Annotated in this window: 11 protein-coding genes; 7 read left to right on the top strand and 4 right to left on the bottom strand. The window is 60.5% G+C overall.

What is annotated here, in order from left to right; all coding sequences use genetic code 11:
- The first annotated feature begins 6 nt into the window (after positions 1–6).
- Complete coding sequence (locus AC1PLA_RS11360; RefSeq protein WP_481104557.1) at positions 7–1,803, top strand: transmembrane repetitive protein; 1,797 nt, start codon at positions 7–9, stop codon at positions 1,801–1,803.
- 481 nt (positions 1,804–2,284) lie between these two features.
- Here the strand turns inward: AC1PLA_RS11360 and tcmP are convergent, their stop codons facing one another.
- Entirely contained in the window at positions 2,285–3,466 is a 1,182-nt protein-coding gene (tcmP, locus tag AC1PLA_RS11355; RefSeq protein ID WP_374151294.1) for a three-Cys-motif partner protein TcmP, read from the bottom strand.
- Positions 3,467–3,750: 284 nt separating this feature from the next.
- Between tcmP and AC1PLA_RS11350 the strand changes: the two genes are divergently transcribed.
- Positions 3,751–4,065: a hypothetical protein gene (locus AC1PLA_RS11350; protein WP_349780599.1), complete on the top strand. Its 315-nt coding sequence runs from the start codon at positions 3,751–3,753 to the stop codon at positions 4,063–4,065.
- 109 nt (positions 4,066–4,174) lie between these two features.
- Positions 4,175–4,522, top strand: a complete 348-nt coding sequence (locus tag AC1PLA_RS11345) for a MotA/TolQ/ExbB proton channel family protein (protein WP_481076702.1) — start codon at positions 4,175–4,177, stop codon at positions 4,520–4,522.
- 178 nt (positions 4,523–4,700) lie between these two features.
- Here AC1PLA_RS11345 and AC1PLA_RS11340 read toward each other — a convergent pair whose 3' ends face one another.
- Together AC1PLA_RS11340 and AC1PLA_RS11335 are read right to left on the bottom strand one after the other, a co-directional pair.
- Positions 4,701–4,973 carry a BPSL0761 family protein gene (locus AC1PLA_RS11340; RefSeq protein ID WP_154832056.1) on the bottom strand — a complete coding sequence of 91 codons (273 nt, stop codon included), beginning with the start codon at positions 4,971–4,973 and terminating at the stop codon, positions 4,701–4,703.
- 76 nt (positions 4,974–5,049) lie between these two features.
- Positions 5,050–5,925: a DNA-binding protein gene (locus AC1PLA_RS11335; protein WP_349780598.1), complete on the bottom strand. Its 876-nt coding sequence runs from the start codon at positions 5,923–5,925 to the stop codon at positions 5,050–5,052.
- A 108-nt stretch (positions 5,926–6,033) separates the two neighbouring features.
- On the opposite strand from AC1PLA_RS11335, the gene AC1PLA_RS11330 reads away from it, so the two are divergent.
- From AC1PLA_RS11330 to AC1PLA_RS11320, 3 genes are all read left to right on the top strand, one after another.
- Positions 6,034–7,116, top strand: coding sequence for a site-specific integrase (locus AC1PLA_RS11330; protein WP_481104556.1), 1,083 nt, complete (start codon positions 6,034–6,036; stop codon positions 7,114–7,116).
- 85 nt (positions 7,117–7,201) lie between these two features.
- Positions 7,202–7,951: a DUF5131 family protein gene (locus AC1PLA_RS11325; protein ID WP_104573372.1), complete on the top strand. Its 750-nt coding sequence runs from the start codon at positions 7,202–7,204 to the stop codon at positions 7,949–7,951.
- An 83-nt stretch (positions 7,952–8,034) separates the two neighbouring features.
- Positions 8,035–9,315, top strand: coding sequence for a three-Cys-motif partner protein TcmP (locus AC1PLA_RS11320; protein WP_481104555.1), 1,281 nt, complete (start codon positions 8,035–8,037; stop codon positions 9,313–9,315).
- A gap of 207 nt (positions 9,316–9,522) precedes the next feature.
- Here AC1PLA_RS11320 and AC1PLA_RS11315 read toward each other — a convergent pair whose 3' ends face one another.
- The gene (locus tag AC1PLA_RS11315) at positions 9,523–11,022 is read right to left on the bottom strand and encodes a hypothetical protein (RefSeq protein ID WP_104573370.1); all 1,500 of its coding nucleotides are present in this window, start codon (positions 11,020–11,022) and stop codon (positions 9,523–9,525) included.
- Positions 11,023–11,222: 200 nt separating this feature from the next.
- On the opposite strand from AC1PLA_RS11315, the gene AC1PLA_RS11310 reads away from it, so the two are divergent.
- Entirely contained in the window at positions 11,223–12,185 is a 963-nt protein-coding gene (locus tag AC1PLA_RS11310; protein WP_104573766.1) for an IS1595 family transposase, read from the top strand.
- Positions 12,186–12,676 lie beyond the last annotated feature (491 nt).

The raw sequence follows: 12,676 nt of genomic DNA, 5'->3' as shown, positions 1-12,676 counted from the left end.
CCACCGGTGACCACGGCCGCCGATCTGCTGCAGGCACTGCGCGCGCGCATGCCGGGCAAGCTCATCCTGGATCGGCGCACCGGCCTGCCTTACGGCTGGGCAACCTGGATGAGCAGCCGCATCGGGCCGGCGGCTGCGTTCGACGACGACCAGGTGATGGGCGTGCTGCTGGCACGGCCAGTACCGCCTGCAGGTGCTGGCGTGGCGTCGTTGTCGCCGTTCCAGGCATTTCGCAGCCTGTGGTGGCAGCACTGGGAGCCGCGGCCGAAAGACCAGCGGCCACAGCACTGGCTGGCGCTGCTCGGCAGCCTGTTGATCCATCTTGGCTTCATCGCACTGCTCATCTGGGTGGTCACGGTGCGCTGGGCGCCGGATGACACCAAGACCGGCGACGAATCGCGGGTGCGCATGACCTTCATTGGCGACGGTGCGGCAGAGCAGGGCGGTGGGCAAGGGCAGCCCGCTGACGCTGCGCAGGCCGCCCCGGGCAGTACGGTTTCAGCGCCGCAGTTCAGTGCATCCGCTGCGACCGGCAGGCCGAGCGCAGCGCCGCCGGAGCCTGCGCGTGTCGAGTCCGTCGATCCTCCTTCAAGCGCTGCCCAGGCCCAGGACATCGCGCCGGAACCGGTGGCTGCCGCTGCCAGCGAACCGGTGGCGCCAGAGGTACCACGCGTGACCGTGCAGGTGCCGCCGGTCACGATCGAATCGCCGCTGCAGGTCACCGAAACACCGGTGGCCACGAACGACTTCGTCGTGCCGCCACCGCCGACAATCACGGTCGCTCCGCGTCCGGTCGAGTCGGCCGCACCGCAGATCGAGGTGCGTCAGCGCGATATCCAGACCGTGACCGAGCAGCCGCAGCTGCGCGAATTGCAGCGTCCCGCAGCGACCGTCGCGATGCGCACTGCCAACGCACCGACGGTGCGCGAGCGGGAAATCGTCGTGCCGGACCGGCCCCAGGTCGTTGCGCCATCGGTGCGCAGCCGCGAGATCACACCGACGGTGCGCATGCCTGACGTGGCCATTCGAACGACCGAGTTGCCAAGCGTGCCGGATCCCGCGCAGCAACCGGCACCGGCCGGGCCAGCCCAGCAGACGCCGGCGACTCCAGCGCCGACATCGTCGACGTCGGTAGCTGCAGCAACGCAACCATCGGCGGCCTCCACGCAGCCCAATCAGGCACAGGCGAATTCGGCGCGACCGGCGCAACCCAGCAGCACTACGGCGGCAGCCTCATCCGCAGCCAAGCCGGCGACCAGCAATGCCGGCCCGGCGCCAGCAGACCGCAGCGGCGGCTGGGATGTCGCGGCCAATGCAGACGACTGGAGCAAATCCGACCGTCGTCGCGCCGGTGACGCCACAGGCGCCAATGGAACACGCAATGGCATGTTCAACGCAGACGGCAGCGTTCACGTCGCCGCCGGAGCCGGCGATGCCGGCAACGGCGCCGGTGATCGAGGACCGCCAGGCAGCGAAACCGATACTTGGACCCGCGACCAGATCGCCCAGGGCGGCACCTGGCTCAAACGTCCGCCGTACGGCTACACGCCGACCTCGCTGGACAAGTACTGGATGCCGAACCAGTCGCTGCTGCAGGAATGGGTGCGGCGCGGCCTGAAGAAGATCGAGATCCCGATCCCGGGCACGACCACCAAGATCAGTTGTGTGGTGTCGTTGCTGCAGTTCGGCGGCGGCTGCGGCCTGAGCGACCCGAACCTCAACGATCAACCGGCAACAGCCAGACCGCCGCCGGATGTGCCGTTCAAGCGGGAGCTGCAGGAAGACAATGGGGCTGTGAGGTAGTCGGCTGCTAAGTTGGTTCTGACATAATATACATTATGCGAAATAAGATATCCGGGCGGCATCGGCTCGACTTCGCTGGATTTGGCTCTTGTTGAGCGCGGCAACCGGGTTCGGTAAAGCTGTGACTTTTCACCCCACCACCGGCCAAGTCACAGGTCCGGCGTCCAGTTCGGGTAAGTCACAGGTTTTGCGCCTCCCGTTAGTTTTTGCCCTTGCTCGAGGTTGAGCGCAGCAATTTCTAACCAGCAGCCGCATCAACCCTCCCCAATGGCCGCACTCTAGTATCCCGGATTTCAACAGCCGCACTTTGGTAGCCCCACAAACCGCAACGCCGCGCTTTGAAATCCCCAGTTTCAACGCCGCTTCAGTTCGTACTCCTTCCAGGTCTCAATGAGACCGGCTCGTTCGTGTCCTTGGTTTCCTCTTGACTATGCCTGCGACGATGACGCAAAGCGAAGGCGTTCAAAAAAAATCGCCGTGGTCAGGCTGCCAGGCGTCGCAACACTTCGTTCTTACGATAGTTGACTACGTTCACAGTGCGTCGCCGTTTGGCGTTTGTGTTCTCGACAATGCCGGATTTGATCAGTTCGCCGAGCGCAGCCTGCAGCTCAGAAAGCAAACCGTCGGTTTCTTCGATCAGGTCAGCCATGGCGACCGTGTCGACAGTCAGAGTGCTCCCTACTTGAGGAAGCCTTCGCAGCCAGGCCATTTTCAAATCGTAGGACGGCATCGTCGGCTCATCTTCATGCTGGTCGGCATTGAAGAAGTCGCCTTGTCCCAGCTTCTCAGCCTTCTTGTCCAAGCGATGTTGCAGTTTGAGCCTCGTCTGCTGCTGCGCCGTTTTCTCTGCCTCTTCCCAGAACACCACCAGCCCCGCAGGGTGATGAGTGGCATATACCAAGTTGAAGATGACCTTTCTTTTGTTAATGTATTCCACCGGAAGCATGGCGGTGCGCAGACGCTGACCACCATGGCCATCGCACACGTCCGCAAGTTTTCGTCGATAACGTCGCATCAGCTCGCGTTGTTTGGCTTCGCCCCCGTGGATCACTGCGTCACGCCAATCTGTGCCAAACACCGCAGCCAAGTTGGTGTCCTGCTCGGCTAGGCCGGTTGCCAGATTGACGAAGTTCCACATGAAATTGATGAGGAGCTCGGTGTGTGGCCGCTTAAGAAAAGGGGCCAGCACGGTCGGTTCAATGATGCCTTTCCAGCCAAAGGGATCGACGAACACGAAAGCGAATTCGTCCGGCTGCAGCCAGCGCAATATGGCTGGGGTTGCCTCTGAGAAAGAAGTACGCCAGATTTCCGGCCGGGCGATACTCGACGGCGCGTGCTGGACATGAGCGTTCAGCAGGTCCACGCGCTCGGTATCGGATTCCACGAAAATCGAGCGAATTTGCACCTGACGTTGCATCTTCTCACGCAGCTGCGCTTGGCAGGCCGCCATGATGTGGATAGCGATACCTGGAGACGTGTCGGACAGGTCATCAGTGGACGATTTCCATGGGCCAGCAAAACAGTCGATGTATGCGATCTTGCTCCATTGCTGTCCGATGATCATCAAGCAGCGCTCAAGATAGGACGCCAAAATGGTGTGTTTAACCAAGGAGTGTTCCCTGTCTTCGTAGCGCGCCAAGGCTTGGCGAGTGACTCCGTTCATTCCCTCTTCCCCCTGTTGATCTAGCTCACGTTGGCCTTCTTGGAGCGTCGCTTGCCACCGACTCCCCAGTCGCCACATTGCTTGAAGAAGAAGGTAGCATCCTGAGCTTCGCACTGCACACGACTCACGCGCGCCCGATCCGGACGCAGGGGCGTGCTTTCTGCGCGAACTTCACGCCGAAGCACGTTGAGTGATGCGGGGTTGCTAATAACCTATAAGCGGATTGACTCAAGTTCTGCGTACGTCTTGCCGATGTTTATCACAGATTTCTATGATTGAACTCGATGCACATCATCCTCTTACTAGTAGTCGCAGGCTCTCTTCTTTGGGGATTGCTTGCCTTTACTCCATATCTCATTTCCCTTGGGTGGCCGGCATCGCTCGCCGTGCCCCTTGTAACGCTCATTGATCTTCCATGCGGTTTGAGCGCGTTCTATCTTGCGGACCTGTTAAACTCGCACTACAGGAAGAACAACGAGTTCTTGAGGCGATTTTACGCCGAGCTTCACTCTGATCTGCTCTCTTTACTGGTGTTTGCAGCCGTACTCTCTGCGATCTTCAGCCTGGCTAAAAACAAGCTACTCCTTGTCGAACATTGACATTGCGTGCTTGGGCGTACCCTTGTTTATTTACGCAATTGACACAATCGCGCGGGCTCGCGATCCAGTAGGGATTCTGCGGTTTGGCAGGCCCCTCCGGCTTATCTTTATGGCGTTCCCGGCCGTCATGTTGGTGGGCTGCGGATGGATGCTTATTCGCATCTATTCGGGTGAGGTCCCGGCGGCGGCTTCGTTGTGGATCCAGGTATGCATCCTCCTTGCCGGATTCTCTTCCTACGTTGGAGCCAAGCAACTGAGTTACTTCATGAGGCACCGGCGTCTGGGTATCTCTCCGACGTTGCAGCAGACATTTCTTCGGCTGAGGGGCGGCAAGCCAGGCATCTATGACGAGGCGGTTGTATTGGCGGAGCGCTTCCGCAGAGAGATGCTTGTCGCCACGTCAAAGGCCGCGGCGGACCGGCGAAAGTCCTTTAAGCGCAAGAAGTCTAGGCCCTGAGATCGTCTGCACGGACCGGCAGGGGCTTGCCCAAATTAGGGAAGGTGCCTGTCTGGGTGTCGGAAATGGACTCGGCGAGCCGGTCTCGCACCCGTTTCACCGAGACTTCTAGGTCGCCGCTCCTCAGGCATTCCCGTCCCCTACGTGGCTCCTACGTGGCTTTGTATACGCGCCATCGTTAAATTCGATGAGGACCTTTGGGGTAACTGCGAAACCACTCCTGCTCGAACTGCGAGGTTAGATACGGCCGCACAAACGCCGATTGGGTGAGGTCCCGCAACCGCTCCTCATGCTGGGCGATGGCTTCCACATCACTGAGTGTCGGGTAGTGACGCAACAGCCGATGGGCTTCCTCGCGCACGGACTTGGGCACGGCTTGGCTGCCGGCGAGTTCTTTGAGAAACGCCCCGGCTTGTAGCAGATTGCGAGTGCGCTCGTCAGGCAGGGTCATGCGACTGCTCACCAAGACTAAGGAGTTCTTAGCGTAGCGCTTAGCCCCACCCGCTTGCCAGCGGCGAGGGCGCAGCCTACCGCTTGGGCAACCTGCGCGTGGCACTAGCAGCCTTTTTCTTGATGGCGGGCCGCGCATTGGCGGGACGTGGTTGTGCGAGTGCCTGCGCCCGTGCCTGGGCAGCGGCGCTCTCACGTTCGGCGCTATGCTGGGCCCGTTCGGCCGCACGTCGGCCTTGATCGGCCTCGCGCAGTGCTGCGACATGTTCGCGGGCCTGCGTAGCCAGTTGGGCCTTGTGCACCTTGGCTTCCTGGCGCAGGCGATCGATCTCGGTGTAAGCCCGATCCTCGACCTGGCGCAGGTGCGTCTGCAGGGTTTCGCGTTCGCCCGCGGCCGCGCTTCGTTCCTGCTCCAGACGGGATTGGGCGCTGTGCAGCTGCACTTCCAGGGCGCCCCGGCGCCCGCTCAGCTCCTCCAGTTGCCGCTGCAGCGCGCCCACCTGTACGGCGAGCTCGCCGGCTCGTTGCTCGCAGACGGCTAAAGCCGCCTCGGCGATCTGGGCAGCAACTACCGCCTGCTGGCGTTGTGCCTCAATGGCGGCAATGCGCTCGCGCTCGGCGGTCACACGGGTTTCTATCTCGGCTTGGGCATTGGCCAGAAAAGCGCGCTCTGGCGCCAGCGCAGCGTCTGCTTGTCCACGCCCGGCCGTTAACGCCAATTCCCACACTTTGGCTAAGGCCACGCCCACATCCTCCGGAACCTCCGGCAGCGCCAGCCGGTGATCGAGCCGCTGGGAGAGCTGAGTCCACCACGCGTCCAGCAACGGCCCGATCGTATTCGGCGAACCGCGTCCGAGGTGCAGGCGCACGCGTTCGACGGTCGGCCGTTCGCCGGCGCCGAGCAACGCATCAGCCGCCTTAAAGACCTCGTTTTCTTGGATTCCTTTGGCCATCTGATGCCCTCCGACTCGAACGCCCTACCCCATTGCCAATCCATGTCCGATAACAGATAGTTATCGGCAGTAGACACCTTAAATTGCAGTATTTAATACGTACGACATATGAAATCTAACATGCTCGCGCCTAGTGTCCCTGCCTTCGGCATCCTCGCTCCGGATCGTCTCGCGATGCAGGCTGCCGACGCCGTGCGCGAACTGCTGGCCGAAGCAGCCGCAGCCAATACCACCCGCAGCTATGCCACCGCCCTGCGGTACTGGGCGGCCTGGTTCCAGAGTCGCTTTGGGCAGCCGATCACGCTGCCGGTGCCCGAGCCGGCGGTGGTCCAGTTTGTGGTCGACCACTTGGCCCGGCGCGGAAAGACTGGCCTGACATGGGAGCTGCCGCCGGCACTGGATGCACACCTGGTCGCAGCTGGCCTCAAGCAGAAGCTCGGTCCATTTAAGCTCAGCACTGTTGTGCATCGCGTGGCTGTGCTCTCGGCGGCCCACCAAGCGCATAAGGCCGCTAACCCGTGTGAAGCGCCTGCAGTACGCCAGCTGCTCAAGCGCGGGCGCCGCGCCTCGGTCAAACGTGGCGAGCGGCCACACAAGAAGACTGCCATCACCCGTAGCGAACTTGAAGCGCTGCTGGTCACCTGCGACGATTCATTAGAGGGGCTTCGGGATAAGGCCCTGCTGCTATTCGGCTTTGCCAGTGGAGGGCGGCGACGCAGCGAGATCGCCGCAGCCAACTGGCAGGACTTGCGCCGCGTTGGTCAGACCGCTTTCGTCTACCGGTTAGAACACAGTAAGACCCAGCAGGCCGGCCCCAATGCTAGCGCCACCCCAGACAAGCCGGTGCTTGGCCGCGCCGGTGCTGCGCTGGATGCCTGGCTGAATGCGGCGGCCATAATCGACGGCCCCCTCTTCCGTCGTCTCTGGAAGGATCGCGTCGGCCCGGCGCTGTCGCCTAAGGCGGTCGCCGCGATCGTGCAGCGCCGCGCGCGCCTGGCCGGGCTGGAGGGAGACTTTGGTGGGCACAGCCTTCGCTCGGGCTTCATTACTGAAGGCGGTCGCCAGGGCGTCGCCCTGCCCGCCTTGATGGCGCTGACCGAACATCGCTCGGTGGCCCAGGCGATTGGGTATTTCCAATCCGGCAGCGCCACCAACAATCCCGCCGCATGCCTGCTTGAGGACGCGCAGTGACCGGTCTTGCCGTGCTTGCTACACTTCACGCGTCGTCTCAGCGCCTGAAACTGCGCGTCAATATCCTGCAGAAAAGGACAAGCGCATGACAACCACGTCCAAGATCGAATGGACCGAGCAGACCTGGAATCCGATCGTCGGTTGCACCAAGATCTCGGCCGGCTGCAAGAACTGCTACGCCGAAACCCTCGCCCGCCGCCTCAAGGCCATGGGCACGGTCGGCTATGAGAATGGCTTCGCGCTCACCCTGCTGCCAAGCCGACTTGAAGAGCCGCTTAAGCGCAAGAAGCCAACCACGTACTTCGTCAACTCGATGTCGGATCTGTTCCACGAGAAGGTACCCGACATCTACATCGAGCAGATCGTTGCGGTGATGGCGGCCACGCCGCAGCACTCCTATCAGGTACTCACCAAGCGAGCTGCGCGGATGGCGCGGTTCTTCCGCACGCGCACGGTGCCAACCAACGTCTGGCTGGGTGTATCGGTCGAGAATCGCCGCCACGGCGTGCCACGCATCGACTATCTACGCACAATAAACGCCGGCATCCGCTTTCTTTCGGTCGAGCCGTTGCTCGAGAACGTTGGCGCACTGGACCTGAGCGGTATCCATTGGGTCATCGTTGGCGGCGAGTCTGGGCCTAAGGCACGACCAATGGCGCCCGAATGGGCCGAGGCAGTGCGCGTGCAGTGCCACGCCCAGAAGGTCGCCTTTTTCTTCAAGCAATGGGGTGGCTGGGGCGCCGACGGCAAGCGTCGCGCCAAGGCCAAGAATGGTCGGCTGCTCAACGGGCGCACCTGGGACGAAATGCCGGCTCATGTCGCCGCCATGGCCTAAGGGCGAGTGAAAGACTCCATTTTTGGCGTTTTCCCTGTTCTAGCGCATAAACTCAAAGCAGTTCCAGCAGCCCAGGAAAGTCGGTGGTTAAGAAAGCCTACGAATGGTCGGCCGACGGCGCCCCTGCGCAAATCGCCCAACACAGCGTCGCCAAGCACGAGGTCTTGAAGGCTTATCTGCTCGAGTATCTGCAGACGTTAGTCAGCTCGCCGCATCAAGACGCCATGCGTGTCACGCTGGTCGACGGGTTCGCTGGCGGCGGCATCTATAGTCACGAGGATACCGGGGAGCGGGTACTTGGTTCCCCCTTTGCGTTTCTCAACACAGTGCGCGAGGCTCAGGCGCTGATGAGCATGCAGCGCACCAAGCCGCTACAGATGCTGGTGGACTACGTCTTCATCGAGAAGCATCCCGACGGCTTCGCTTCCCTGCAGAAGACTCTGCGCGACGAAGGCTTCGGCGAACGTTTTGGCACAGACATCCATCTGCATCAGGGCGGCTTCGAAGATCACGCCGCCGCGATCATCCAGTTCATCAAGGGCAAGAGTCCGCGCAAAGGCCGCTCGCTGTTCTTGCTCGACCAGTACGGCTATAGCGACGTGCCACTGCCGATGATCCGCAACATCCTGCGCGAGCTACCGCGCTCGGAGGTGATCCTGACCTTCGCGGTCGACTCCTTCATCAACTTCGTCAGCGACACGCCGCAGTCGCGCAAGACGTTGCAGTCGATGGGCATCCCCGACGTGTTCAAGGGCCGCTCGGTGCGCGAGATCAAAGTCAACGAGCCCGAGTTCCGTCTGTTCATCCAGAGCCGCCTGTACCAAAGCTTGATCGAGAAAACTGGCGCGCAGTACTACACGGTGTTCTTCATCCGCACGACCGGCCACGGCGACTACTGGCTGGTGCATCTGTCGCAGCACCCGAAGGCTCGCGACGTCATGACCGGCGTGCACTGGAAGAGCAACAACGATTTTCTGCACTACGGCGGCGCCGGCATCGACATGTTCCAGGGCGCGATCCTGCGATACCATACGCGCAGGGACGACGACTTCCTCGGCCAGAATGCCCTGCCCTTCGGGTTCGACGACCCCGCGGCCGAAGCGAGCGTCAAGGCGCTGATGGAGCAACTGCCGCGGCGTATCCACGTTGACGCCAGCCTCACACTGGGTGAGCTTTTCGCAACCACCTGCAACACCTCGCCGGCCGACAGCGACAAGTACAAGCATGCGTTGGCAAGGCTGATCGAGCTCAAGGAGATAGATGCCTTCTCGCCCGAAGGCAGGCGGCGCCTGAAGGCTACGACACTGACCCACGCCGACCGGCTCACGCCCAGCCGGCAATCGAAGCTATTCACTGGTCGCTAGTCGCTACCTGCCACGTAAGCCATGCCCGGTGAAGCACGAGCCTCCAATTCAGTGAAAATCACGAACGCGTACAGCGGTAGAGGGGCGTGCTTGCAAGCGTCCAATGTCGCGCCGCCGCCGCGATAGGCGTACAGCGAGTCATCCTGCCAGATTCTACTGAGGTATTACACTGGCCGTCGCGACGCCTCCACCAAAGCTTCTGACATCTCAAGTACCGACAGCAATGGCCTTGAATCGCGAAATCTCGCCGAAGGGGAGTACGGAGGGGTTCTGGGTCGCAACGGGAAAACGGCTCACCACGAAGTGCTTGATGTCGCTTAAAGCCAGTTCGTCCAAGAGCATTTGTTCACGCGCACGCTCCTTCTCAAGCGCCCGCTGATAGGCACGATCCAGGCTGCGGTTGTAGCGGACGAATTTCTTCACATCCGCCTCGATCCTATTCAGGTCCACGAGGTTATTTTTGCACTGAACGTTATAGATCACGCCGTCGAGCGTCGCAACAACGTCGAACTCTGCATGTCCAACCCTTTTAATGCCTGTAACAGTGAACCCCTGGTCCCGCAGAGCCTCCTTGACCGACCCCTCAAAGATGAACCCCGAGCGGATCTGGTAGCGGCGAACGCGATTGAGACAGGAGTTCTTCCAGTGGTTAGCAAATCGGCTAAGCAGGGTGACCGAAGTGATCAACTCACCACCGACTCGAGTAAATGGTGCATATGTGCTGGTGTTATCGACGTAGTCGCCACTCTCAACGACCATCGCCCTCTTGAGGGCATCCGAAAGCTTGTGCTCAGAGATCAATTCAGCAAAACGCCTTGGCGTCAGCTGCACGAAGTACTCGTCCACGACCATCGGCAATAAGCTACGGAAGAACGCATCCAGCTGGCCATATGTAGTTTGATCAAGATTAAACTCCGCATAAGCCGCGGCTATGTGCGCCAAATTGTTCTCCAGCTCCGCTTTGGAGAAGATTAGGCGGTGATTCACGGGCAACTTCTTAAAGCCGCTAAGGTCCACACCGGCCATTTCGGTAATGGCCGTTCGCTCAGGCTCCAAGAAGAGCGAGTCGAGGGCATTGAAGCCATGGCTTGCGGAAGCTCCTACATCGTCAACTTCCAAACTGAAGTCCGGATAGACGATCGACAGCATCAGGTTGTAGTGCATCGCCGTCGTTCCCAGGCAAGCAGTCTCTATCAAATAGAGGAACTGATTGAGGCCGTCGAGTTCGTGCAGCTGCTTTGAGCCTTGGCAAGCGCTGGGAATCGTGTGGAGAAGGGCCAGAATGTGCCGCCGACGGGACTGAAGGTACCCTATGGCCGATCCCACCGTCCTCAACTCGCTGGCACAGGGGATTCCATTCATTGCAAACGAACTTGAGATGGCCTGCAATTGCACAAGCGTCTTCAGCAAGCGCTGCGCTACCAAGCGCGAGAAACGAGAATCCAGGCTTGCTTTGATAGACGCCACGTCTTGGGCGAAGCTCCCCATGTCAAGCAGGTCAAGGCCGAGAACCTTGTACAACAGCGGTTCGCTTGCCAACTCTATGGGCAGATTGATCAGCTCCTCGATTCCGCGGTAGGTCGAGAACCAAACCTTGAAAGTGCTGTTTGGCGCAAATGGTGCCAGCGCCAAATCGATACTTTCGCGTGAAAGCGCTACAACTCGCTGGGCTTCTGCTTGCGCGGCAGCGCCGGTGAACTTCTGCATTACCATGATCCGAGTCCTTGGATAGTGCACTGAATCGTCGCACAGCGCAGTCTTGAAGTTTTTGAATATACATATGTATAGTAACGACGCTGTTAGGAATTGGCTCTGTTCCCGTTAAGTAGTGACGATCTCAGTCGGTGAACCGGCCACGCCGCAGATTGGCACCACGGCCCGAGGGTTTCGAGCCGATGGAGTCCACGATGCGAGCGCGCGAACTCAAGCAATTGATGGCCTTGACGGCCAAGCTCACCCCCGGGCAGCGAGAGCAAATGATGGCGTGGCTTGGCAGCGGTGTGGCGCTGGAGCAGACCACGTCCGTGGTTCAAGCCCATCTGTCGCAGCACCTGGGTTGTCCCAGGTGCCAGGCCGAGCGGGTGGTGCGCAACGGCCAGGCCAATGGTCTGCAGCGCTACAAGTGCCGCGGCTGCGGTGTGACATTCAACGCCCTGACTGGCACGCCCTTGGCCCGACTGCGGCACCGCGATAAATGGCTGCTGCAAGCCCAGGCCTTGGATGAAGGGCTCAGCGTGCGCAAGGCGGCGGCACGAATGGGCGTCCATCGAACCACGGCATTTCGCTGGCGCCACCGGTTCCTGACGTTGCCGCGCGAGGTCAAGGCGCAGCACCTTGATGGAGTGGCCGAGGCCGACGAGACCTATGTGCTGCGCTCGTACAAGGGCCAGCGCCGCCAACTGCTGGCCGAGCAGGCGCGCAAGCCGCGCCGTCGGGGCGGTCGGGCCGCCAAACGTGGCTTATCCGCCGAGCAAGTGCCGATTCTGGTGGTGCGCAACCGGGCTGGTCAGACCACGGACTTCGTACTGGAAGCGGCCAACAAGCTTTGCGTGACCCCGGTGCTGCAAGTGGCCCTGGCCAAGGACGCAGTGCTGTGCACCGACGGCAGCAACTTGCTGGCCACCGTGGCGCGGGAGCTGGAAATCGAGCACAACGCGGTGAACACCTTGCGTGGTGAGCACACACATGGCGCCTGGCACATCCAGAACGTCAATGCCTACCACAGCCGTTTCAAAGCCTGGATGGCGCGCTTCAAGGGAGTGGCAACGTCCTACTTGCCGAACTACCTCGGCTGGTTCCGGGCGCTCGACTGGAATGCCCAATCCGGCGCCAGCGCCGCGTCGCTGCTGGCTCTGGCCATCTCGGCGTGACGTCATCCTCAGCCAACGGGAACAGAGCCTAGGAATTTCTCCTGAGTGCTTAGCTGCCGTTTTTATTGGCTCTGCTTGGCTATAAGTCCCATAGCTGCCCCTATCTGGCAACAGCGGTTCGAAAAGTTCTCCGATGAGAATTTCGAGAACGCTACCCTTAACTCCTTGATGAGAGAAGGCTGTGGCACCACACGCCTTCTCAATTGCGGCCTTAATTTTTGATCGAAGTAGTGCTTGATACGGATTGCTATTTGACATATCACTCTCGAGTGACCGACAACAATTGCATCGCTTAAATGAGGCATTACGCGGATTTCGCCGATTCGGTATTGGCGTGGAATAAGAAGAATCCTAAATGCATTCGCCAAAACGGCCGCAGCGCTTGAAGGTATGGACAGCCTTAGTAGCTACATCTATTACTGCCATCACTGCTCCGCCAGGCGATCCTGCGATGGCTGCGGGACCACGGCTATCAGCATCATCGCACTCTT

This window comes from Xanthomonas sp. NCPPB 1826 (assembly GCF_056725285.1).
This window is presented reverse-complemented; position numbering and strand designations above follow the sequence as displayed.